17 protein-coding genes and 1 pseudogene are annotated in these 22,417 nt (G+C 75.3%); 9 read left to right on the top strand and 9 right to left on the bottom strand.

Features of this window, described 5'->3' with window-relative positions:
• Positions 1-522 precede the first annotated feature (522 nt).
• From Ae331Ps2_RS12690 to Ae331Ps2_RS12700, 3 genes are all read right to left on the bottom strand, one after another.
• Positions 523-1,626, bottom strand: coding sequence for a quinone-dependent dihydroorotate dehydrogenase (locus tag Ae331Ps2_RS12690; protein WP_020625425.1), 1,104 nt, complete (start codon positions 1,624-1,626; stop codon positions 523-525).
• A 20-nt stretch (positions 1,627-1,646) separates the two neighbouring features.
• Entirely contained in the window at positions 1,647-2,021 is a 375-nt protein-coding gene (locus Ae331Ps2_RS12695; protein WP_020625426.1) for an RNA-binding S4 domain-containing protein, read from the bottom strand.
• 80 nt (positions 2,022-2,101) lie between these two features.
• Positions 2,102-2,902 (bottom strand): SDR family NAD(P)-dependent oxidoreductase, encoded by an 801-nt coding sequence (locus tag Ae331Ps2_RS12700; RefSeq protein WP_075308718.1) that lies wholly within the window; start codon positions 2,900-2,902, stop codon positions 2,102-2,104.
• A gap of 53 nt (positions 2,903-2,955) precedes the next feature.
• Between Ae331Ps2_RS12700 and Ae331Ps2_RS12705 the strand changes: the two genes are divergently transcribed.
• On the top strand, positions 2,956-3,834 hold the full coding sequence (locus Ae331Ps2_RS12705) for a diacylglycerol kinase family protein (protein ID WP_020625969.1): 879 nt from the start codon (positions 2,956-2,958) through the stop codon (positions 3,832-3,834).
• Between the two features lie 11 nt (positions 3,835-3,845).
• Here the strand turns inward: Ae331Ps2_RS12705 and Ae331Ps2_RS12710 are convergent, their stop codons facing one another.
• Positions 3,846-4,661 (bottom strand): 2-keto-4-pentenoate hydratase, encoded by an 816-nt coding sequence (locus Ae331Ps2_RS12710; RefSeq protein WP_233147401.1) that lies wholly within the window; start codon positions 4,659-4,661, stop codon positions 3,846-3,848.
• 28 nt (positions 4,662-4,689) lie between these two features.
• A complete protein-coding gene (gene malQ / locus Ae331Ps2_RS12715) occupies positions 4,690-6,690 on the bottom strand; it encodes a 4-alpha-glucanotransferase (RefSeq protein WP_075308717.1) in 2,001 nt (666 codons plus the stop codon).
• A gap of 253 nt (positions 6,691-6,943) precedes the next feature.
• Between malQ and Ae331Ps2_RS30430 the strand changes: the two genes are divergently transcribed.
• The 6 genes and pseudogenes from Ae331Ps2_RS30430 (at position 6,944) to Ae331Ps2_RS12750 (ending at position 16,976) form a co-directional block, all read left to right on the top strand.
• Complete coding sequence (locus Ae331Ps2_RS30430) at positions 6,944-9,205, top strand: carboxypeptidase-like regulatory domain-containing protein (RefSeq protein ID WP_083695509.1); 2,262 nt, start codon at positions 6,944-6,946, stop codon at positions 9,203-9,205.
• A complete protein-coding gene (locus Ae331Ps2_RS12730) occupies positions 9,205-10,065 on the top strand; it encodes an alpha/beta hydrolase (protein WP_075308716.1) in 861 nt (286 codons plus the stop codon). The genes Ae331Ps2_RS30430 and Ae331Ps2_RS12730 overlap by 1 nt, the downstream gene beginning before the upstream one ends.
• A 579-nt stretch (positions 10,066-10,644) precedes the next feature.
• Positions 10,645-11,778: pseudogene (locus Ae331Ps2_RS33215) on the top strand (sensor histidine kinase); the annotation flags it as partial.
• Between the two features lie 212 nt (positions 11,779-11,990).
• On the top strand, positions 11,991-15,731 hold the full coding sequence (locus Ae331Ps2_RS33220; RefSeq protein WP_075308707.1) for a SpoIIE family protein phosphatase: 3,741 nt from the start codon (positions 11,991-11,993) through the stop codon (positions 15,729-15,731).
• Positions 15,732-15,942: 211 nt separating this feature from the next.
• Entirely contained in the window at positions 15,943-16,545 is a 603-nt protein-coding gene (locus Ae331Ps2_RS12745) for a cysteine dioxygenase family protein (RefSeq protein ID WP_249265246.1), read from the top strand.
• Positions 16,542-16,976: a rhodanese-like domain-containing protein gene (locus Ae331Ps2_RS12750; RefSeq protein ID WP_075308705.1), complete on the top strand. Its 435-nt coding sequence runs from the start codon at positions 16,542-16,544 to the stop codon at positions 16,974-16,976. The genes Ae331Ps2_RS12745 and Ae331Ps2_RS12750 overlap by 4 nt, the downstream gene beginning before the upstream one ends.
• Here Ae331Ps2_RS12750 and Ae331Ps2_RS12755 read toward each other — a convergent pair.
• Positions 16,922-17,578: a TetR/AcrR family transcriptional regulator gene (locus Ae331Ps2_RS12755; RefSeq protein ID WP_212611742.1), complete on the bottom strand. Its 657-nt coding sequence runs from the start codon at positions 17,576-17,578 to the stop codon at positions 16,922-16,924. The genes Ae331Ps2_RS12750 and Ae331Ps2_RS12755 overlap by 55 nt on opposite strands.
• A gap of 56 nt (positions 17,579-17,634) precedes the next feature.
• On the opposite strand from Ae331Ps2_RS12755, the gene Ae331Ps2_RS12760 reads away from it, so the two are divergent.
• Positions 17,635-18,855 carry an oxygenase MpaB family protein gene (locus Ae331Ps2_RS12760; protein ID WP_020626312.1) on the top strand — a complete coding sequence of 407 codons (1,221 nt, stop codon included), beginning with the start codon at positions 17,635-17,637 and terminating at the stop codon, positions 18,853-18,855.
• Positions 18,856-18,871: 16 nt separating this feature from the next.
• Here Ae331Ps2_RS12760 and Ae331Ps2_RS12765 read toward each other — a convergent pair whose 3' ends face one another.
• The gene (locus Ae331Ps2_RS12765) at positions 18,872-20,074 is read right to left on the bottom strand and encodes an acyl-CoA dehydrogenase family protein (protein ID WP_075308701.1); all 1,203 of its coding nucleotides are present in this window, start codon (positions 20,072-20,074) and stop codon (positions 18,872-18,874) included.
• Between the two features lie 117 nt (positions 20,075-20,191).
• Positions 20,192-21,010 (bottom strand): SDR family NAD(P)-dependent oxidoreductase, encoded by an 819-nt coding sequence (locus Ae331Ps2_RS12770; RefSeq protein WP_075308699.1) that lies wholly within the window; start codon positions 21,008-21,010, stop codon positions 20,192-20,194.
• A gap of 83 nt (positions 21,011-21,093) precedes the next feature.
• On the opposite strand from Ae331Ps2_RS12770, the gene Ae331Ps2_RS12775 reads away from it, so the two are divergent.
• Positions 21,094-22,011: a LysR family transcriptional regulator gene (locus tag Ae331Ps2_RS12775; protein WP_075308697.1), complete on the top strand. Its 918-nt coding sequence runs from the start codon at positions 21,094-21,096 to the stop codon at positions 22,009-22,011.
• Here the strand turns inward: Ae331Ps2_RS12775 and Ae331Ps2_RS12780 are convergent.
• On the bottom strand, positions 22,001-22,390 hold the full coding sequence (locus tag Ae331Ps2_RS12780; protein WP_020626316.1) for a VOC family protein: 390 nt from the start codon (positions 22,388-22,390) through the stop codon (positions 22,001-22,003). The two genes, Ae331Ps2_RS12775 and Ae331Ps2_RS12780, sit on opposite strands and share 11 nt — an antisense overlap.
• Positions 22,391-22,417 lie beyond the last annotated feature (27 nt).

Raw genomic sequence — 22,417 nt, forward strand, 5'->3', positions numbered from 1 at the left:
TTGTGTGCCTGTGCTCTGGGCCCGCTTTCGGTTGTGGAGTCGGTCCCGTCCCGTCCCGTCCCGTTCTGTCCCGTTCTGTTCTGTTCTGCGCCGGCTGTGAGCCGGGCGGGGCACGGGGCACAGGTTTCTGTGACCTCGCATCTGCTGCAGGGTCTGCGAGGTCGTAGGACGGTGTGCGAGGTCGAACGCACCCGCGGCGATGGATGAGGCGCGGTAAGGCAGGGCGATGCGGGGTGAGAGTGGGCGGGGACTCGGCCCGGGGCCGGGGCCACGGCGACCCCCGGTCCACCGATGACGCTGCTCCACCGATGACGCTGCTCGGCACCCGACTCTGCACCATCGATAAGACGTGACCCTGCACCACCGGCTAGCCCGCGACTCTCCACCACCGGCGAGAGAGCACGCCAGGGCCAATAAGGCACACACAGGCGGAGTCTCGCTTGTGAGGCACCCAGTCGGCCGAGAACAACCGCCGGCAGCAACACCAGCCACCCCCGGCGGCAACACCAGCCACCAAAGCCCTCAGAGATCGGCACCCACAGCGTCGTCGACACACGAGAAACCGTCGGCGCGCAGCAGCGCCGCGAGCTCCCGGTGGACCCGCGCGGGCCAGAGCAGACCGCCGTAGATGAACCCGGTGTAGGCCTGGACCAGCGCCGCACCGGAGCGGATCCGTCGGTAGGCCTCCTCCGCGTCGGCGATCCCACCGGCGGAGATGACGACCTGGCCGTCGTCGAGCCGAGTGCGCAGCTGGCGGACGACCGACCGGGCACGCTCGGTCAACGGGCGTCCGGACAAGCCGCCGGCACCGGCCGCGGCGACGACGTCGGGAGCGGTGCGCAGGCCGTCGCGTGACACGGTCGTGTTCGTGGCGACGACCCCGTCGAGGCGCAGGCGCCGGGCCAGGTCGGCCACGGCGTCGAGGTCCTCCGGAGCCAGGTCCACGGTGATCTTCACGAGCAGCGGGACACGACGACCGCCGGAGACCCGGTCCAGCTCCTCGCGCACCGCGACGAGCAGCGGCTCCAGCACGTCGACCTGCTGCAGGTCCCGCAGACCGGGGGTGTTCGGTGAGCTGACGTTGACCACGACGTAGTCGGCGTAGGCGCCCAGCGCCGCGGCGCTCGCGCGGTAGTCCGACGCCGCGTCCTCGGCGGGCACCGCCTTGCTCTTGCCGATGTTGACCCCCAGCACCGGCATCCCCGGCCGGGGGCGGGTGCGCAGCGCGGCGAGGCGCGGCCCGACGGTCCCGGCACCGGAGTTGTTGAAGCCCATCCGGTTGACCAGGGCGGCGTCGTCGACCAGCCGGAACAGGCGGGGCCGTGGGTTCCCGGGCTGCGCCCGCCCGGTCACCGTCCCGATCTCTACCGCTCCGAACCCGAGCCTGCCGAGCGCGAGAACACCCTCGGCGTCCTTGTCGAAACCGGCGGCCAGACCGAGTGGGCCGGCGAACTCCAGACCCAGCGCCCGGGTGCGCAGCACGGGGTCCGACGGAGCGAGCCGCTCCGCGACCCGCTCACCCACGACGGGCGCGGTCCCGAGTGCGCGGACCACACCGAACCCCATCCGGTGCGCGGGCTCGGACGGGAGGTGCCGGAGCACGTGGCGCATGAGGGCGTCGTACATGCCCCCATCCTCACACCGGCCTAGGAGGTGCGGCGGGACAGCCCCAGCTGATCGAGCATCCGGCGGTCGCGTTTCGTCGGACGCCCCGCCCCGCGGTCGCGGTGGGCGAACAGCGGCTGCCCCGCGGCGGTCGGCTCCGGCGGGGTGTGGTCGATGTAGCACTCCTGCGCGATCGGCGCGCCGACCCGCTTCTCGATCACCCGGGTGACCTCGACGATCCGGTTCCGGTCGTACACCCGCACCCGTACCCGGTCGCCGACCTGCACCGTCGCCGCCGGCTTCGCGGGCCGGTCGTTGATCCGCACGTGCCCGCCGCGGCAGGCCGTCGCGGCGTCGGCGCGGGTCTTGGCCAGGCGCACCGACCACAGCCACCGGTCCACGCGGGTCCCCTCCATCCGACCATCGTGCCATCCGGGAGGGCACTCCGGGCCGATCCGGCGCTGCGGGCGGGCGGCGGCGGTCCGCCCGCCGGGCCTCAGTAGTGCACGACCCCCGGTGTCCCTCCACCCGCGGCGACGGCGTCCCCGGTGACGGCGACCGAACGGGGCGAGCAGAGGAAGGTGATGACGTCGGCGACCTCCGCGGCGGTCGTGATGCGGCCGATCGTCGTCGTCGCGTCGAGCTCCGCGCGCGCCTGCGCCTCGGTGATCTCCGCCGACTCCGCCCGCGCGGCGAGGGCGGCGGGCGTCCGCTCGGTCTCGGTGGCACCGGGGTGCACGACCGTCACGTTGATGCCGTGCGGACCCAGCTCCTGGGCGAGTGCCGCCGTCATCGAGGCCACCGCGACGTTGCGCACCGACCCCACCAGCGACGACGACTTCCGCGCGTTCAGGCCGCTGACGTTCACGATCCGGCCCCACCCCTGCGCGCGCATCAGCGGCGCGACGGCCCGCGCACACCGCAGGTAGCCGAGCACCTTCGTCTCCAGCTCGACCCGCACCGCGTCGTCGGTGATGGAGGCCAGGTCGGTCGGCGGGCCCGCGCTCGCCGGTCGCGCGGCGGCGTTCACCAGCACGTCCACCCCACCGAGCCGGTCCGCGACCACGGCGACGCCGTGGCGGACCGCGTCGTCGTCGGTGGTGTCGACCGCGACGGCGAGCACCTCCGGTGCCCCCTCGGCGCGCAGCGCGGCCGCGGCGGACTCCAGGGCCCCGGCGTCACGCGCGAACAACGCGACCCGGGCACCCTCGGCGGCGAGTGCCCTGGCCGTCGCCAACCCGATGCCGCGGCTCCCGCCCGTCACGATCGCCCGACGCCCGTTCAGTTGCAGATCCATGACTCCCACCGTGCCGCAACGGTGGCGGGGCCGCAGGCGTCTACGGTGTGCGCGTGGCTGAGCCGATCGACTCCGTGCTGGTGGTCTTCAACCCGGGCAGTACCGGGGATGCCGATGTGCTCGCCGAACAGCTGCGCGACGAGCTCCACGCCGCCCGGCCCGAGCTCAGCGTGCGGCTCGTACCCACCGAGTACGCCGGGCACGCCCGGGTCATCGCCAGGGACGCCGCGTCCGCCGGTGGGCGCCCGCTCATCGTCTCGGCGTCCGGCGACGGCGGCTACAACGAGGTCGTCAACGGGATCATGGACGTACCGGGCACCGCCGCCGCGGCCGCCGTGCTGGCCGCCGGGAACGCGAACGACCACGACCGCGTCACCGCACGTCGTCCGCTGGCCGAGGCGATCCTCGACGGCCGCCCCGAGCCGATGGACCTGCTCGAGATGCACCGCGACGAGGACCCGCCGCGCTACGCGCACTCCTACATCGGGTTCGGGCTGACCCCGGTCGTCGCGCTGCAGATCGAGAAGGGCGGCAAGGGCAGCATCCGGGAGGTCATCACCACGGTGCGGGCGTTCTGGGCGTTCACCCCGTTCGAGGTGGAGTTCTCCCGCGGCGACCGGCGCCGGATCGACAACCTGGTCTTCGCCAACATCGGCGAGATGGCCAAGGTCGCCGAGCTGTCGGCCACCAGCCGTCCCGACGACGGCCGGTTCGAGGTCGTGCTGCTGGAGCACCGTCCGAAGTGGAAGCAGCTGTGGGTGGCCGCCCGGGCTGCGTTCTCCGGACTCGGTCGGCAGCCGTCCACATCGGACTTCCGGTTCACCGCGTGCGGGCCGATGCCGGTGCAGATCGACGGCGAGGTCGACGAGGTCGCGGCCGGGACCGCGATCCGCATCCGCTGCGCGGCGGGGGCGTTGAACGTCGTGCGCTGACGCCCGGCCGGTCACGAGGCGAGGCTGAACTCCACCGAGCCGAGGTCGTCGCCGAAGCTCGCACGGACCCGCGCGCCGCGGTGCACGGGCACGGGGGTGGTCGTCGTCCCCGTGGTGACGACCGTGCCCGCCTCCAGCCGGAGCCCGTAGCCGGGCAGGACGTCGGCGAGCCAGGCCAGTGCCGCCCACGGGTCGCCGAGGACGGCCGCGCCGGAGCCGGTCGCCGTGGCGTCGTCGACCCGGAGGGTGGTCGGGGTCGACGCGAGGTCCAGGTCGAGGGCACCGGGCAGCTCCGGGCCCAGCACGAACCGCCCGGCGCAGGCGGCGTCGGCCAGCATCGACGGCGCCCCGGCCGCGACGAAGTCGGTGAACCGCGACTCGGGCAGCTCCACCGCGCCGTGCACGGCGGCGACCGCGGCCCGGAGCTCCTCGCGGGTCGCGTCGGCGCCGACCGCCGCGCCCATGACGAACGCGAACTCCGCCTCGGCGACGGCCATGTGCAGGTCGTCGGAGGGCACCACGTCGCCGGGGGAGTGCCGGAACCGCTCGAACAGCGCCCCCGGCAGCGGGGCGTCCACACCGATGTGGGTCTGCCCGGCGGGCGCGGTCGCCGCGAGCTTCCAGCCGTAGGACGGCCCGGCCCGCTCCGACAGCCTGCGCTGCGCGCTGAAGCCCTCGGCGAGGCTGCGCGGGCGCAGCAGCTCCGGCAGCGCGGCGATCCGTTCGCCGGTGGTCCAGGCCTGCCACAGCGCACCGGCGGTGCCGTCGGCCCGCACGAGGTCGACGGCGGTCGGGTCCATTCCCGCGGAGGTGTTCTCGACGCTCATCGGGGCGGCATCCTGCCAGGGCCGCGGGTCAGCCGTCGTCGCCGGTCCGGGCGCGCAGCACCTCGGCGACGCGGCGGACCCGGTCGTCGGCGAGTGCGTCCTCCAGCGACACCGGCAGCGGGATCCGCCAGTTCGGGTATTCGTCGACGGTGCCGGGCAGGTTCGGCTGCCGGGTCTCGCCCAGCACGTCGTAGAGGGAGGCCAGGACCAGCCGCGACGGCGCCGACGCCAGCAGCGCGTGCAGCGCGACCACGATCGTGTCCTCGTCGGTCTCGTCCGGGGAGTCGAGCAGCCCCTCCGCGGTCAGCAGCGCCAGCAGCTCGTCCCGCTCGGCGCCCGCCTTCGCCTCCTCGGTCGTCGGGTCGTCGAGCAGCCCCAGCTCGGCGCGCACCCGCACCTGCTCGCCGGCCAGGAACCCGGGCGCGGTCGGCAGGTCGTGGGTGGAGATCGTCGCGACCGACCGCTCCGGCCAGCGGCGCGGCGGGCGCAGCGGACCGTCGTCGCCGCCGGTCACGGGGTCGGGGTCGCGGGAGAACCACAGCACCGTCGAGCCCAGCAGGTTCCGCTCGGCCATGTCCTCGCGGATCCGCGGTATCACCGTGCCCAGGTCCTCACCGACGACCAGCGCGCCCGCGCGGTGGGCCTCCAGCAGCAGGACGGCGAGCATCGCGTCGGCGTCGTAGTGGACGTAGGTGCCGCGGTCGGCGGTCTGCCCGGAGGGCACCCACCACAGCCGCCACAGCCCCATGACGTGGTCGATCCGCAGGCCGTCGGCGTGCGCGAGCAGCGCGCGGGTCATGTCGCCGAACGCGGCGTAGCCGGTGTCGGCGAGCCGGTCCGGGCGCCACGGCGGCAGACCCCACGTCTGGCCGCGCTGGTTGAACGCGTCCGGCGGGGCACCGACCGTCGCGTCGAGCGCGAGCACGTCCTGCAGCATCCACGCGTCGGCGCCCTCGGGATCGCAGCCGACGGCGAGGTCGTGGATGACCCCGACCGGCATGCCCGCGTCCTTCGCGGCGGCACGGACCGCGGCCAGCTGGGCCTCGGCCTGGCGCTGCACCCACGCGTGGAACGCGACCCGTGGGGCCAGCTCCTCGCGGGCCGCGGCGACCCCGGGGCCGTCCGGCCGGCGCAGCTCCGCAGGCCACAGCGACCAGCGGCCGCCGTAGCGCTCGGCGAGGGCGCAGTAGGTCGCGAAGTGGCGCAGGTCGTCGTCGGGATCGCCGTCGGGGTGGCCGGCGCTGCGCCACAGCGCCTCCAGCGCGGACCGCTTCGCCGCCCACACGCGGTCGTGGGCGATCCGGTCACCGGTCGTCTCCGGACGCAGCGCGTCGACCTCGGCGCGGGTGGCGGCGTCGGCGGCCGCGTAGGCGGGCAGGTCGGTGATCCGCAGCGCCAGCGGGGTGGCGTAGCGGCGCGAGGACGGCGTGTACGGCGAGGGCTGCACCGGCGGCACCGGGGTGATCGCGTGCAGCGGGTTGAGCAGCACCGCGCCCGCCCCGTGCCCGCCGCGGATCAGCGTGGTCAGGTCGCCCAGGTCGCCGATGCCCCACGACCCGCGCGAGTGCAGGGCGTAGAGCTGCAGCATCCATCCCCAGGTCCGGGGCGGGTCGGGCAGCGTGGGCGGTGCGACGACGACGTGGGCCCGCCCGGCCGTCGTCTCCAGCGCGTAGCGGCCCGGCTCCAGCCCGGCGGGGAGCTCGCCGTCGACGTCACGGGCCCAGCCCTGCTCGCCCCGTGCGCCGTCGACGGCGGTCAGCCGCCCGCGGCCCGGCACGGCGCGGGAACGGTCGCTGCGCAGCCCGATCGTCGGCGGCAGCGCCCCGGCGCCGGCGCGCTCGCGGGCCCCGGCGAGTGCCACGCGTTCCGCGTCGGGGGAGGCGACGTCGACCTCCAGCAACCCGAGGACGGTGCGGACCACCTCCGCGTCGATCCGCTGCTCGGTCCTGCTGCCGTCGAGGTACGAGGTCGCGACGCCGTGGGCGTCGGCGATCTCGGCGAGCTCGGGGGTCACCGGGTCGCTGGTCATGGGTCGATCCTGGCGGATGAGCAGCGGTCCGGCCCGGCCGCACGGGGTGAGACGGGCAACGTCGGTGACCGACACGCGGGACGCCTCCGCTCACCCCCGGTCAGGGGGTCCGCGGTGCTACGGTGCGTCGCCGGATGCGCCGAGCGGGTCACCGTGACCGGCCGGGCAGCGGGGCCCGGCGACGGGCACCTCCTCCTGGGCCGCACCGTGTCGTGGACGACGGTTCGCGCAGCTCCGGCAGGAGGACTTCCAGATGTCGACGTGGGCCCTGCTCGGGCTGGTTGTGGTGGTGGTGCTGGTGGCCGTCGGGATCGCCGGGTTCCTGCGGTGGGGACGGGGCCGGGAGGACGACGTCGCGTCGTCCGAAGAGGACCGTCCGCGCACCGTCGCCGATCTCGTCGACCGCCGCGCCCGCGGCCTCGACGGCGGGTCGCGCAGGCCCGCGCCCGACCCGTCGCCGGCACCTCCCGCGTCCCCTTCCCCGGTGTCCCCGGTGGACGAGGACCTGCCGGAGCCCGAGGCCGACGAGGAGCAGCCCACGGACCGTGCGGACGCCGGGGCCGCCGCCGCGGTGGACGACGATCCCGCTGACGCGGCCTCCGCGACCACGCCCGTCGCCGTGGTCGGCCCGCGGGAGGAGCGTCCGCGGACCCCCGCCGTCGCGGACACCGTGGAGGAGTTCGGCCCCTCGTCGTCGGCGCCCGACATCACCGAGGCGGTCGACGCGTCCGACCCCACCGACGAGCTGCCGGCGGTCCCGCGGGTCACCCCCGACGTGAGCGCCGGGCCGGTCGGCCCGCCCTGGTCGCGCGGGTTCAAGGACGGCAAGCCGCTCGAGCCCGTCGAGCCGGCACCGGTCCGGCGGACCCCGGCCCCGACGCCGTTCGTGCGGCGACGGGCCGTCGCGGACCCGGCCGCCCGTGCCGCCGACGAGGTGACCGTGGCCGGCGGCCCGGGCCCGGACAGCTCGGCGCCGGACATCAGCACGCCCACCTCCGGCAACGCGGTCGGCGGGGACACGTCGACGACCGCCACCGGGGAGCCCGCCGCCGCGTCCTCGGAGGACACCGAGGGTGCCGCGTCCGCCGGGACCCCGTCCGCTGGTGCCACCGCTGGTGCCACCGCCAGGGCCACCGCCGCGGGGATTGCTGCGGCCGGCGCCGCCGCCGGGGCCGCCGCCGACGAGAAGGCCGCCGACGAGAAGGCCGCCGACGAGGGCGACGACGAGGTCGACGAGGCCCAGCCCGCCACCACGGTCCAGGCCCGCGCACCGTTCGACCCGGACCTGGTCCGGCGGGTCACGGCACTGCCGTCGGAGCGCACGGCGGTGCGCGCCCCGGCCGACCCGGACACCGAGCGGGAGTTCCGCGAGGCCCGGGACCGCATCTCGACCCCGCACACCTGGGCGGGCTGCGTCCCCGAGCAGGCCGGCGCGCCCGAGACCGCCACCGACACCTCCCCGGTGAGCCGGATCCCGTCGATCGGGCTCGCGGCCGCCGGCGGCCGCGCCGCGCGCGAGACCGGCGACAACCCCGAGCCGCCGCCCCGGCCCGCCCCGCGGGTCCTGCGGTCCGTGCGCCCGGGGAGCGGGCCGCGGCACCTCGCCCCGTCGCTGCGCGGGACGCCCGCTGCCGACAGCAGCCCCACAGAGGACAACGCGGAAGACACCGCCGACGCCCCAACGGCTCCCGATGACACCGCGGCTCTCGACGACACCGCGGCCCCCGAGGTCGCCCCTGTTCGAGGACCGATGGGGGACGGCCCGACGGAGGACGGCACGACTGCCCCGGCCCCGCTCCACCGGGAGCCGCACGAGCAGGGACCAGAGGAGCAGGAGCCGCGGGAGCAGGGACTGCAGGAGCAGGATCAGCAGGCCGAGGCCCCGACCCCGGACCCCACCATCCCGGAGCGGTCCACGACCGCCCCGGAGGCCGAGGAGGCCCTCGTGCACGCCGGCCCGACCACCGCCGTCCGCCCCGACCGCGCCGAGGACGTGGCCCTGTCCGTTCCCCGGACCGGCCCCGCGCCGTCGACGGTCGTACCGGGCACCGCGCCGCAGGACGTCGAGGTCCGCGTCGTCGACGCCACCGACGCCCCGCTGCGCGGCGCCGAGGTCGCGCTGCGCGACCGCTCCGGCGGGCCCCTCGGCTCCGCGACCACCGACGCCGACGGGACGGCGCAGGTCACGGCGCCGGGCGCCGGGGCGTTCGTCGTCGTCGCCCGTGCCGACGGGTACCTGCCCGGCGTCGCCACCTGCACCGTCGGCGACGACCAGGCCGGCACCACCCTGCGCCTGGTCGCTGCTGCCGCCGTTCACGGCTCGGCGCCCGCGGGCAGCGTCGTCGTGCTCTCCCAGGACGGCGACCCGGTCGCCTCGTCGACCGCCGCGGCGGACGGGACCTACCGCCTCACCGACCTCGACCCCGGCCGCTACCTGCTCACCGCGGGCGACGGCCCTGGCGTGGAGGTCGAGCTCGTCGCCGGCGACGACGTGCGGCACGACTTGGCGGGCTGATGACCGGCACCACGGAGGTCCACGGACGGCTCCCCGGGGTCGGTGGCATCGAGCTGTTCTGGCAGGGCCGCCTCCCCGCCGAGGAGCCGACCGGCGTCCTGCTCGTCAGTCACGGCATCGGCGAGCACTCCGGCCGCTACGCCACCGTCGTCGACACCCTGGTCCCCGACGGCTGGGCCGTGTACGGCCTCGACCACCGCGGCCACGGCCGCTCCGGCGGCACCCGGGTGCACGTCCGCCGCTACGACGACCTGCTCACCGACTTCGAGACGTTCCGTCGCGAGACGATCGCCCGCCACCCCGGCATCCCGGTGTTCCTGCTCGGGCACAGCCTCGGCGGCCAGATCGCGCTCGCCTACGCGCTGCGCCACCAGAACCGCCTCGACGGACTCGTGCTGTCCGCTCCCGCGCTGGCCTCCGACGCCGTCCCGGCCGCGCTCGTCCCGCTGCTGTCGGTCGTCGCGAAGGTGCTGCCCACGGTCCGCCCGGTCGGGATCGACACGTCCGCGATCAGCTCGGACCCGGCCGTCGTCGCCGACTACGACGCCGACCCGCTCGTGCACCACGGCCGCCCCACCCTGGCCCTCGGCGCGGAGATCTACCGGCAGATGGCCGAGCTGCCCGTCCGGGCCGCCGAGCTGCGGATCCCGCTGCTCGTGCAGCACGGCACCGCGGACCGGCTCACCGACCCGGCGGGCACCCGGCTGCTCGACGAGCGCTCCGGGTCCGCCGACACCACCGTGCTCTGGTACGACGACTTCTGGCACGAGATCTACCACGAACCGGGCCGGGCGGCCCCGCTCGCGGACCTGCGGGACTGGCTCGACCGGCACCGCGACGCGGCCCGTCGGGTGACCTGACCCGAGCGATCTCCCGCCTCACCGCGCCGGATCCGCACCGGTGGTGCGATCCTGGGGCCGGAACGGCAGAACGGGGTGGCGCGCACGGTGGATCGGTTCGACCGGCGGACGGAGGATGAGTACGTCCCCGTCCGCGACCTGCTGGCGACGATCGACTGGTCGGCGACCCCGCTCGGCGCGCGCGACACCTGGGACCGCGAGCTCGAGGACACCATCCGGTTCATCCTGGAGAGCCGCCAGCCGCTCGTCGCGTGGTGGGGACCCGAGCTCGTCGTGTTCTACAACGACGAGTTCGTCCCGCACGCGGGCCTGCGTCATCCCGGGGGCTTCGGCACACCGCTGCGCGACGCCTGGCCCGAGGCCTTCGCTCATCTCTCCGGAGTTCTGGAGGAGATGCTCGGCGGCCGGCGCGACGGCATCTACCGGCGCGACGACCGCCTGGTGCTGCGGCGGTGGGACGTGCCGGAGGCGACGTGGTGGACCTACTCCGCCACCCCCGTCCGTGGCCCCGACGGCGACGTCCGGGGTCTGATCGTCTTCACCGCCGAGTCCACGGCCCAGGTGGTCGGCGGCCGGCGCATGACGATCCTGGCCGCGCTCGGCGAGGTGTCCCGTGACGCCCCGACCCTCGACATCGCCGTCGAACGGCTCTGCACGGTCCTGACCGACCTGCCCGACGACGTCGGCTGCGCCGTCGTGACGGCGATCGGCGCCGACCCCGGCCCACTGGCCACCGTCCGCATCGACGCGCCGCCCGCGGGCTGGCTCCCGGACGGCCTCGACTCCGACCGCGCCACCGACGTCGAGTTCCTCGCCGTCGACCCGGTGGAGGTCCACGGCAACGACGGTGCCCCGGTCACCGACGTCGTGCGGTCCACGGTGTACACCCCCGACGGGTCGACCGGCGTCGCCGTCGTCATCGGGGCGCCGCCACTGCTCCCGCTCGACGACGACCACCGCTCGTTCCTGCGGCTGATCGCGGGCACCATCGGTGGCCTGCTGACCGCCGCGCTCGCCCGCGACCGCGAGCGCGACCGGCGCGACGACGCCGGCCTGGTCGAGCAGGCCCGTGCCGAGTACTACGCCGGTCTCGGCGACGAGTTCCGTGACCCGCTGACCCTCGTCCTCGGACCGCTGGAGCGGCTGCGCGACCACGACGACGCCGCCGTCCGCACCCAGGTGGAGCTCGCGCAGCGCAACGCCCAGCGGATGCTCAAGCTCGTCGACGGTCTGCTGGACGTCTCCGCCCTGCAGACCGGCAGGTACGACGGCATGTTCGCGCCGACCGAGATCGGGAAGACCACCGCGGCGCTCGTCGACGCGTTCGCGCCAGTCGTCGAACGGGCCGGGCTGGAGCTGTCGGTGACCTGCCCGCCGCAGGCCCGGCCGGTCTGGGTGGACCGCGACGCCTGGGAGAAGATCGTCCTCAACCTGCTCAGCAACGCGGTCAAGTACACCCGCGAGGGCGGGATCACCGTCGACCTCGCCCAGGACGGCGAGCAGGTCGTGCTGCGGGTCTCCGACACCGGCGCCGGCATCGAGGACGGTGAGCTGAAGGCGGTGTTCGACCGTTTCCACCGGCCCACCCGGCGGCACGGCCGCAGCGGCGACGGCAGCGGCCTCGGCCTGCCGCTGATCCGCCAGCTGGTCCGCCTGCACGGCGGCACCATCGGCGTGACCAGCGACCCCGGCGCGGGCAGCACGTTCACCGTGCGGCTGCCGCTGGGCTTCGCCCATCTGCCCCCGAACGCCTCGTCCGGGCCCGGGGCGGGTCCCGATCCGCCCCGCAGCTCGCCGCGCCCTACGTCGCGGAGGCGCTGCGCTGGCTGCCCGACGAGCCCGCCGACGTCCCGCCGGTCCTCGCCCGCGGCCGCTCGGTGGACGGGTCGGTCGTCGACGGGCTGGAGGTCGACCACCGAGACCGGGTGCTCGTCGTCGACGACGACCGCGAGATGCGTGGCTACCTGCGCGACCTGCTCACCGAACGCTGGACCGTGCGGGTCGTCGCCGACGGCTCGGCCGCGCTGGAGTCCGCCCGCACCGACCCGCCGGACCTGGTCGTCGCGGACGCGGCGCTGCCCGGCAACGGTGGCATCGAGCTCCTGCGGGCGTTGCGGTCGGACCCCCGCACGGTCGGGGTGCCGGTCGTGCTGCTGTCGTCGCGGGCCGGGGAGGAGGCCGCCGTCGAGGGCTTCGCCGCCGGCGCCGACGACTACCTGGTCCGCCCGTTCTCCGCCCGCGAGCTGCTCGCGAGGGTCGCGAACCACCTGCATCTCGGCCGGGTCCGCCGGGCCGCCGAGCTGCAGTTCCGCGCCATGGCCGACTCCACCCCGGCGCTGATCTGGGTCGACGACCCCGGCGGGCACCGGCTGTTCGTCAACCGCGGCTGGCTGGACTTCACCGGCGTCGAGGACGCCGCGCAGGAGCTGGGCCACGACTGGCGCCGCCGCATCCACCCCGACGACCGCGAGCGCTACCGCTCGGTGACCTCCGCCGCCGCCCGCGCGCACGCGCCGTTCGAGGTCGAGTACCGGCTCCTGGACCGGGCGGGCCGCTACCGCTGGGTGCTCGACCGGGGCGCTCCCGTGCGCGACGGCGAACGCTCCGCGGGCTACGTCGGCGGTTGTCTCGACATCGACGTCCAGCACCGTGAGCAGCGCCGGCACCGCATCTACTCCGAGGTCGCCGAGTCCCTGGAACGGGAGATCACCCGCACCGGACGCACGGATCAGCTCGTCCGGGCCGTCGTCGAGGACCGGCTCGCCGACATCGCGGTCGTCCACGACGGCGACGCGGTCACCGGAACCGGCACCCTCGCCGTGGCCGCGGAGCGCTCGGCGCTGGAACCCTCACTGTGGCGGCTCGCCCCGCTGGTCCCCGCCGCCGACGACGGCCGCCCCGAGATCCTCGACGCCGCCCACCTCGACGAGGTCCTGAGCCGGCTCGCACCCACCCAGCGCCGGGCCTGGACCCGGCTGCGCATGACCTCGGTGATGGTCGTGCCGCTGCCCGCTCGCGGCCGCACCAGCGCCGTGCTGACCGTCGTCCGCACCGAGACCGGCGACCCCTACACCGACGACGACCTGGACCTGCTGTCCGAGATCGGCCGCCGGGCCGGGCTGGCCGTCGACAACGCCCGCCTGCTGGAGCAGGAACGCGCCTCGGCCCAGCGCCTGGGCCTGCTGCACCGGGCCACCGCCAAGATGTCGGCCGCCGCGACCCCCGGTGAGGTCGCCGCCATCGCCGCCGACCACATCGTCGACCTGCTCGCCGCCGACCACGCCGGGCTCTGGGAGGTCCGGGGCGAGTGGCTGCAGGCGCTCACCGGGCACGGCTGGGACCGCGACATGTGGCAGCGGGCCGCCCGGATCCGGACCGACGCGCCGCTGGCGTTCACCGAGGTCCTGTCCGGGCACGAGCCGTTGTGGTTCACCACCGCGCACGAGTGGGCGACGCGCTACCCCGCGGCCATCGGCATCGCACCGGACCACGCCCAGACCATCGGCTACCTGCCGCTCGTCGCCGGTGGGCGCTCGCTCGGGGTCCTCGCGGTCGCCATGCTGACCGAACGACGGCTGTCCGACGCGGACAAGGAGGCGGCCGTCTCCGTCGCCGAGCTCGCCGCGCAGGCGCTGGACCGGGCCTCGATGCTGGAGGCCGAGACCGAGGCCCGCCGGCTCGCCGAGCGCCTCGGCGCGGTCGCGACCGGGCTGGCCAGGGCCACCGACCTGGAGTCGGTCGCCGAGGTCGTCGTCGAGCACGGCCGGATCTCGATCGGGGCCGAGGCGGTCGCGGTGCTCGTGGTCGACGAGGGCGGCACGCTCTCGCTGCTGCGCGAGTCCGGCTGGCCGGCCGACGGCCCGCCGATGCGCACCCCCGGCCGCGCGCACCCGCTGAGCCGCGCCGTCAGTAGCGGCGAGCCGATCTGGAACGCCGGCGAGCCCGCCGAGGGCGAGGTCCGGCGCTACCCGGTGCAGACCGCGGTGCCGCTGATGGTCGCGGCCCGCCCCATCGGCGTCATCGGGCTGCGGTTCCCGGTCGAGCCGGTGTTCACCCCCGAGCAGCGCAGCTTCGTGCTCACGCTGGCCAACCAGTGCGCGCAGGCGATCGTCCGCGCCCAGCTGCACCAGGCGGAGCACGAGGTCGCGGTCACCCTGCAACGCAGCCTGCTGCCCCAGCGCCTGCCCGACATCGAACGGCTGTCGCTGGCCACCCGCTACCGCCCCGGAACCCAGGGCACCGAGGCCGGAGGCGACTGGTTCGACGTCCTGGACCTCGGCGACGACCTGGTGGCGCTCGTCGTCGGCGACGTCGTCGGCCGCGGCCCGGCGGCGGCCGCGGTGATGGGGCAGCTGCGGTCCGCGGTCGCGTCGAACCTGGTCAACGGCCAGCCCCCGGCGCGGGCCCTCGAGCAGCTCGACCAGTACGCGCTGCGGGTGCGCGGCGCGATGGCCAGCACCGTGGCCATCGCGACGATCGACACCGGGTCCGGCGAGATGCGTTACGCCAGCGCCGGGCACCCCCCGCCGCTGGTCGCCGGCCCGGACGGGGTGCGGACGCTGTCCGAGGGCCGCGGCGTGCCGCTGGGGATCTCGGGTCGGCCCCCGTTCCCCGAGGCCGTGGACCGGATGGAACCCGGCGAGACGATCCTGCTCTGCTCGGACGGTCTGTTCGAACGCCGTGACGAGGTCATCGACGACGGCCTGGCCCGGCTGTCCGCCGCGTTCGACGAGCTGTCCGCCGCGCAGCCCCGCGACATGGCGGACACGCTGCTGCACCGGATGTCCGAGGGGATGGTCATCCCGGACGACACGGTCGTCGTCGTCGCCCGGCTGATGCCGCCGCCGCTGCGGATCGCGATCGAGGCCGACCCGAAACGGCTCGCCCCGCTGCGTCGCGCGGTGGCGGCCTGGGCCGCGCGGTGCGGGATGGGCCCGGACGCGGTCAGCGACCTACAGCTGACCGTCGGCGAGGCCGCCACCAACTCCATCGAGCACGCCTACCTGCCCGAGGACACCGACGGAGGTGCCGGTGTCGACGTCGACCTGGCGTTGACCGCGGACGGCTCGGTCGCGGTGCGCGTCACCGACGGCGGACGCTGGCGGCCCCCGCCGGCCGACCCCGGCTACCGCGGCCGCGGCATCGCGCTCATCCGCGAGCTCGCCGGTGACGTGCACATCGACGCGTCGGACTCCGGCACCACCGTGCGGTTCCTGCTGCCCGCGATCCCGGTCGAGGTGGGCACCCCGGGCGCGGGTCCGCCGGTGGAGTTCGTCGCCGGGGAGCCCGAACGGGACCGCGACCGGGACGACACCTCGTCCGGCGAGGGTGACGACGGCACCGTCCGCGCCCGGCTGCGTGCCGTCCCGGACGCGCACGGCGTGCGGATCGGGATCGTCGGCGACCTCGACCTCGGTGGGGTCTCGGCGATCCGGGCCCCGCTGATGGAGCACGTCGACCGCGGGCTGCCGATCACCCTGAACCTGCCCGGTGAGGCGTTCGTCAGCAGCGCCGGGATGGCCCTGTTGTCGGAGGTCGCGCGCCGGATGCGGGCAGGAGGGGCCGCGCTGACCCTCGTCGCGCCCGCCGGCAGCCAGGCCCGTCGTTCGCTGGTCCTGTCGGGTCTCGACACCGTCATCGGCATGTCCGACGACGACGGCGCCTGACCCGACCTGTCCGGACACCCGCGGGGTCCTCCCGCGGGTCGGACGGCGGGTTGAAACGGTGCCCGTCGCTGTGATGGCATGCGGGACATGAGTCAGGCAGCGACCCTCGGACCCCTGTGGGGGACCCGTCGCGCCGACCACTTCGACCAGGGCTGTCGCCCGAGCTGAGTCCCTCGACCACGCTCGCCCGACCTCTTCCTGGAGTACTCCCGTGTCCGCGCCTGCCTCCGTGCCCACCGGTCTGTCCGTTCCCCGCTCGACCCGTCCCGGGCACGGTCCCGCCCGCCCCCGGCCGCGTGTCCCGCACGCGCGGCCCGTCACCGCGCCCACCCCGTACGGCATCGAGGACCTGCAGGAGCTGACCCGCGAGATCGCCGCCGAGGTGCGCGCCGGGCAGCACGAGGTCGTCGTCGACCCGGACCGTCGCTGGTACCGGCTGCTGCGCAGCGACGGCTTCGTCGACGTCTGGCTGATCAGCTGGGCCACCGAGCAGATCGCGGAGCTGCACGACCACGCCGGCTCTCTCGGCGCGCTGACCGTGGTGTCGGGCTCGCTGACCGAGCGCCGCTGGAGCGGCCCGTCCGGGCTGCGCACCCGCACCCTGCGCCACGGCCGCGGCGCCGGGTTCCCGCTGGGCCACGTGCACGACGTCGCCAACACCGCCGAGGCCCCCGCGGTGAGCGTGCACGCCTACTCGCCGCCGCTGTCGGCGATGTCGTACTACGACGTCGAGGAGGTCGCGGGCACCACCGGGCACCACCGCCTGCGCCGCACCCGCACGGAGCTCGTCGAACCCGGGCAGGGTGTCGGATGAGCCGCACCGTCGCCGACCTGCTCGTCGCCGCCCGCGCCCGGCTCGACCGGCCCACTCCGCAGCGTGCCGCGGAGCTCGCCGCCGCCGGGGCGCACCTGGTCGACACCCGGCCGGGCTGGCAGCGCCGCGAGGAGGGGCAGATCCCCGGCGCGCTGGTGATCGAGCGCAACCACCTGGAGTGGCGGCTCGACCCGACCTCCGACGCTCGCGTCCCCGAGGCCGTCGACCACGACGTCACCTGGGTGCTGTTCTGCTCGGAGGGCTACAGCTCCAGTCTGGCCGCCGCGTCGCTGCAGGACATCGGACTGCACCGGGCGACCGACGTCGTCGGCGGGTTCCGCGCATGGGCCGCGGCCGGACTCCCGGTCGAGCCCGGTCAGGACGGCCCGTCGGACGCCACCCGCCCACCGGACAGGCGCGCGTCCAGGTAGCCCGCCACCAGCGCGGTCAGCTCGTCGACGACGACCTCCCGCGCGAACCCCGGCCGCTCCAGCACGTAGCCGGTGGTCAGGTGCTCGACGGTCCGCACGACCGTCCACGCCGCGGCCCGCGCCGCGTCGGTGTCCCCGGCTCCGCGGGTCAGCAGCACCGTCGTGACCAGGTCGTCGATCCGGCCGGCGAACGCGGCGCGGCGCCCGCCGGGGGAGCGCGGCAGCTGCTCGACGATCACCCGCAGCAGGTCCGGCTCCTCGCCGAACGTGTCGAGCAGCGCGTCCAGCGTCGCGCGCACCGCCGCGGCGGTCCCGGCGCCCGGCCCGGCCGTGGCGACCGAGTCGAGGAACGCGCGCGAGACGCGAGCCTCCATCGCGTCGAGGTAGCGGTCCAGCACCTCGGTGAGCACCGCGTCCTTGTCCGGGAAGTACTGGTAGAGCGACCCGGGCGACACCCCGGCGACGGCCGCGATCCGGTTCGTCGACGCGCCGTCGTACCCGCGGGTGACCAGTACCTCCCGGCCCGCGGCGACGATCCGCTCCACCATCGCCCGGGACCGCTCCTGGCGCGGCTCGCCTCGCCGGGCCCGGCGGGCGGTCACCGGGTGCCCCGGAACGCGCGTTGAAAGCGAGCATTTGCTCGTGTCAGCATTCGTCCATGCTGGCAGAGCCGCCCGTCGCCCCGCGACGCTTCCACAGTGCGCCCGAACGCGCGGCGCGCATCGCCCGTCCGCTCGGCCTGGTCGCCGGGGTCCGCGACCCCGACCCGGCACTGCTGGCCGAGATCGGCCGCCGGATGCTCACCCGCGACGAGACCGGCGCCGCCCTGGCCCGCGCGATGGGCCGCGACCGAGACGACCCGCAGCGGGTGACCATGCGCGCCCTGCACACCGCGCTCGCCGCGGGTGCCGCGCCGGCCGACGCGCCGCCCGCGCTGCGGGACTTCTTCGCCGCCGTCACCCCGGACCCGGACTGGCTCGACCGGGACCTGCTCGAACGCGGCGCCCGTGCCTACCGCAGGCTCGGCCGCAGCCGCGACGACGTCCTGCTCGGCCTGTCGCTGATCGGCGGCTACCGCTACGGCGGCCCCACCGAGCTGCTCGTCCGCACCGGCGGGCTCACCGGCGCCGGCGCCATGCGACGCCTCGGCGAGACCCAGGCGTGGGCGTTCGCCGTCAGCCGCCCCGGCGGCATGGAGCCCGGTGGGGAGGGCTGGGCGGCCACGCTGCACGTGCGTGCGATGCACGCGCTCGTCGCGGAGCGGTTCGAACGCGGCGACCGCTACGACGTCGACACCCACGGTCTGCCGATCAACCAGTCCGACGCCGCGGCCACGCTCGGGCTGTTCAACAGCACCGCGATCCTCGGCTGCCGCCTGCTCGGACGGCACGTCCCGCGTGCCGACGGCGCCGCGATCATGCACCTGTGGCGCTACGTCGGGTGGCTCATCGGCGTCGACGACGACTGGCTGTTCGACAGCGAGCGCGAGCAGAACGCGTTCAACCACCACATCGTGCTGGCCCAGGGCGAGGTCACCCCGGCAGGCCCGCAGCTCGCGGGCGCCCTGGTCGAGGGGCTGCGCAGCGAGCGGACCGGCGGCCGGATCGACCGGCTCCGCGGCGCCTGGGAGCGGCGACGGCTGCTGTCGCTGCTGCGGGTGTTCCTGCGCGCCGAGGGCCTGCGCGACCTGGACCTGCCGGTGACCGCGCCGTGGATGTGGCCGTCGCAGGTGCTGCGCAACCTGGTCGAGTCGTTGCTCGTCGCGCGGACGGCCCGGGGGCGGCGGTGGCTGGAGCGGCGCTCGGACCGCCGTGTCGAGGCCGACCTGGCCCGCCGGTTCGGCCGCGAGAAGCCCGGCCCGCGCGACCTGCCCGCCTGACCTGTGCCGGCCGGGATCAGGTGAACGCGCTGATCCCGGTCACGTCGCGGCCCACGATGAGGGTCTGGATCGTCTCGGTGCCCTCGAAGGTGTGGATGGCCTCGATGTCGGCCCAGTGCCGCACGACGTGGTGCTCCAGCAGGATGCCGTTGCCACCCAGCAGGTCCCGTGCCTCGGAGAGGATCTTGCGGGCGGTCCGGGTGTTGTGCATCTTCGCCAGCCCCGCGACGGTCGGGGACAGCTTCCCCGCCTCGGCCAGGCGCGCGGACTGCATGCAGTAGAGCTGCATGCCGGTCAGGTCGGCGAGCATCGCGACGAGCCGCTGCTGCACGATCTGGAAGCTCGCCAGCGGCTTGCCGAACTGCTCGCGTTCCAGGGCGTAGCGCAGGGCGGCGTCGTAGCCGGCGGTCGCGTGGCCCAGTGCCATCCAGGCGCAGGTGCCCCGGGTGGTGGCCAGCACCGCGGCGCAGTCGGCGAACGTCCGGGCCCGCGCCAGCCGGTTCTCCTCCGGCACCCGGACCCCGTCCAGCTCGATGTCGGCCTGCCAGAGCGCCCGCAGCGACACCTTCCCCGGGATGACGGTGGCCCGGTATCCCTCCGCCGGGGTCTCGACGACGAACCCGAGCACCTCCCCGGAGTCGGTGTCGCGCGCCCACACGACCACCAGGTCCGCGACGCTGCCGTTGCCGATCCAGCGCTTGGACCCGCGCAGCACCCAGTGGTCGCCGTCGCGGGTCGCGGTGGTCTCCAGCGCGACCGAGTCCGAGCCGTGCATCGGCTCGGTCAGCGCGAACGCGCCGAGGGAGTCCATGGTCGACATCGACGGCAGCCAGCGCTGCTTCTGCTCCTCCGAGCCGCACATCGCGATCGCCTTCATCGCCAGGCCCGCGTGCACCCCGAGGAACGTGCCGAGCGAGCCGTCGCCGCGGTGCAGCTCCATGTGCACGAGGCCGAGCGCGAGCGGGCTCATCCCGGCCGCCCCGTAGCCCTGGATGTCCTCGCCGACGACCCCGAGCTCCGGCAGCCGCCGGAACAGGTGCCAGGGCAGCTCGGCGCGCTCCCAGTAGTCGTTGATGTCGGGGAGGACCTCGGAGTCGACGAACGTGCGGGTGTCGGCGAAGCGCTGCCACTGCTCGTCGGTGAACTGGTCGCGCACCGAGAAGAAGTCGGTGCCCAGAGCCTCGCCCAGCTCGGTGTACGGGGTGGTCGGTGCGGTCATGATCGCGGGCCCCTCGCCGTCGACGGAGACCTGATCCTCACACCGATCCGCCGACCCCGCCGGATTCGTGCGGTGGCGAACGCATCCGGTTCCGGTGCGGGCGCCGGCCCGCACCGGTCATCCGGCCCGGACCGGCCCGAACGCTTCCAGGGCCACGTCCTGCCAGCGCTCCCATTCCGCGATCTGTGCCAGGTACTGCGCTCGGACGGCCTCGAACGACCGGCCGAAGAACACCCGCAGCGGCGGGTCCTCGGCGTCGACGACGGCGAGCAGCGCGGGGACCGTCGCCTCCGGGTCCCCGACGTCGAAGGTTCCCGCGGAGTCCCGGACGTGGTCGTAGTCCGGCAGCGGCGCGCTGTGCCGGGTGGCGTCGAGCCACCCCGTCGCGTACGGGCCGGGCTCGACGTTCGTGACGCGGATCCCGAGCTCGCGGACCTCGCCGGCGAGGGACTGCGTAAGCCCCTCCACCGCCCACTTCGACGCGTGGTACGCGCCGATCCCGGGGAACGCGCGGACGCCACCCTCGCTCGTCACGGTGACGAGATGTCCGCTGCGCTGGCGGCGGAGGACGGGCAGGGCGGCTTGCAGCACCCACAGTGCGCCGAAGAAGTTGGTCTCCATCTGCGCACGGATCTCGTCCTCGCTCAGCTCCTCGACGGCACCGAAGTGCCCGTACCCCGCGTTGTTCACGACGACGTCGAGCCGGCCGAAGTGCTCGACGGTCCGGCGGACGGCGTCGATCACCGCCGGGCGGTCGGTGACGTCGAGCGAGATCGGGAGCACGGCGTCGCCGTGGGCGGCGACGAGGCCGTCGAGCGTGCGCACGTCCCGCGCCGTCGCGGCGACCCGGTCACCGCGCCGCAGCGCGGCCTCGGCCCACAGGCGCCCGAAGCCCCGCGACGCGCCGGTCAGGAACCACACCTTGTCGTTCGTCATGGGTCCAGCGTGCGTCGCTCCAACACATGCGACAAGCGAGACCTGTGCACAACAGACATGAGCAGAACGCATACCATCGACTCATGGCCGAGCTGACCGTCGCCGGGTTGCGGACCGTGTTCGAGGTGGCCCGGCAGGGCTCGTTCAGCGGCGCGGCGACCGTGCTCGGGTACACGCAGTCGGCGGTGTCCCGGCAGGTCGCGGCCACGGAGGCGGCCGCGGGCTCGGAGCTGTTCGAGCGGTTGCCGCGCGGGGTGCGACCGACGGCCGCCGGTGAGGTCGTCATCCGGCGGGCGGGCCGGGTGCTCGCCGAGCTCGACGGCGCGCTCGAGGAGGTCGCCGGAGTGCGCGACCGCTTCGCCGGGAGTCTCGTGGCGTCGGGGTTCCCGACGGCGACGGCGGTGCTGCTGCCGAGGGCCGTCGCCAGGACGCGTGCCCGGCACCCGGGCCTGCGGGTCGCCCTGCAGGAGGCGGCGAGCCCTGTCCAGGTGCGACGGTTGCGTGCCGGACAGGTGGAGGTGGCGGTGGTCGCGGTGGGCGCCGGGCTCCCCGCGCCGGACCTCGACGGCCTGCGTGCCGAGACACTGCACGTCCCCCGTGGCTCGGGAGTCGCCGTCGGCCGGGCGCACCGGCTCGCCGACCGTGACGTGCTCGACGTGGAGGACCTGGTCGGCGAGACCTGGGTGGCCGGAGCGGGCCCGGCCGGCGAGCCGCAGTTCGGCGCGTGGCCGGGCCTGTCCGAGCCGCACATCGGCTACGAGGCGCGCCACTGGGCGACCCGGTTCGGGCTGGTCGCCGCCGGGCTGGCCGTCACCGTGGTGCCCGGCCTCGCCGCGGACTCGGTGCCGCGTGACGTGCGCTGGATCCCGGTGCGCAACCCGGTCGTGCCGGACCGTGCGCTGCTCGCGGTCACCGCCGGCGCGCCGTCGGGCGCGGCCTCGGCTCTCGTGCGGGCGATCCGCGAGGAGGCGGCGGCATTGGGTGCGCCCGCTACTCCTTGACCAGGCAGAACGGGTGCCCGATCGGGTCGAGGAACACCCGGAAGCTCGCCGGCGCGGGCTGGACGTCGTGCTTGCGCGCCCCGATCGCCAGCACCGCGGCCTCCCCGGCGTCGAGGTCGGGCACGACGAAGTCGACGTGTCCGCGCTGCGGGCGCACCTGCCCGGGCCACTCGGGCGGGGTGAACTCCCCCTCGGAGATCTGTTGGAACGCCAGCGTGGCGCCCGCCCCACCCGGGTCGAGCTCGACCCAGTCCGGGTCGGCGTCGGTGGGACCGATCACCGGCCAGCCGGTGATCGCCGAGTAGAACCGGGCGAGCTCCATCGGGTCCGGGCAGTCGAGTGCGAAGAGACGGAACATGGCGATCGGCGCATCGGTCATGGTCGCAGTGTGCCCGCGACCCCCGAC

The sequence above is a fragment of the Pseudonocardia sp. Ae331_Ps2 genome (assembly GCF_001932405.1).
Lineage (GTDB): Bacteria > Actinomycetota > Actinomycetes > Mycobacteriales > Pseudonocardiaceae > Pseudonocardia.

Excerpts from the sequence above, each read along its gene's own strand:
- Ae331Ps2_RS12690 (WP_020625425.1), bottom strand. The coding sequence starts at position 1,626 with ATGTACGACGCCCTCATGCGCCACGTGCTCCGGCACCTCCCGTCCGAG.
- Ae331Ps2_RS12695 (WP_020625426.1), bottom strand. The coding sequence starts at position 2,021 with ATGGAGGGGACCCGCGTGGACCGGTGGCTGTGGTCGGTGCGCCTGGCC.
- Ae331Ps2_RS12700 (WP_075308718.1), bottom strand. The coding sequence starts at position 2,902 with ATGGATCTGCAACTGAACGGGCGTCGGGCGATCGTGACGGGCGGGAGC.
- Ae331Ps2_RS12710 (WP_233147401.1), bottom strand. The coding sequence starts at position 4,661 with ATGAGCGTCGAGAACACCTCCGCGGGAATGGACCCGACCGCCGTCGAC.
- malQ (WP_075308717.1), bottom strand. The coding sequence starts at position 6,690 with ATGACCAGCGACCCGGTGACCCCCGAGCTCGCCGAGATCGCCGACGCC.
- Ae331Ps2_RS30430 (WP_083695509.1), top strand. The coding sequence starts at position 6,944 with ATGTCGACGTGGGCCCTGCTCGGGCTGGTTGTGGTGGTGGTGCTGGTG.
- Ae331Ps2_RS12730 (WP_075308716.1), top strand. The coding sequence starts at position 9,205 with ATGACCGGCACCACGGAGGTCCACGGACGGCTCCCCGGGGTCGGTGGC.
- Ae331Ps2_RS12750 (WP_075308705.1), top strand. The coding sequence starts at position 16,542 with ATGAGCCGCACCGTCGCCGACCTGCTCGTCGCCGCCCGCGCCCGGCTC.
- Ae331Ps2_RS12760 (WP_020626312.1), top strand. The coding sequence starts at position 17,635 with ATGCTGGCAGAGCCGCCCGTCGCCCCGCGACGCTTCCACAGTGCGCCC.
- Ae331Ps2_RS12765 (WP_075308701.1), bottom strand. The coding sequence starts at position 20,074 with ATGACCGCACCGACCACCCCGTACACCGAGCTGGGCGAGGCTCTGGGC.
- Ae331Ps2_RS12770 (WP_075308699.1), bottom strand. The coding sequence starts at position 21,010 with ATGACGAACGACAAGGTGTGGTTCCTGACCGGCGCGTCGCGGGGCTTC.
- Ae331Ps2_RS12775 (WP_075308697.1), top strand. The coding sequence starts at position 21,094 with ATGGCCGAGCTGACCGTCGCCGGGTTGCGGACCGTGTTCGAGGTGGCC.
- Ae331Ps2_RS12780 (WP_020626316.1), bottom strand. The coding sequence starts at position 22,390 with ATGACCGATGCGCCGATCGCCATGTTCCGTCTCTTCGCACTCGACTGC.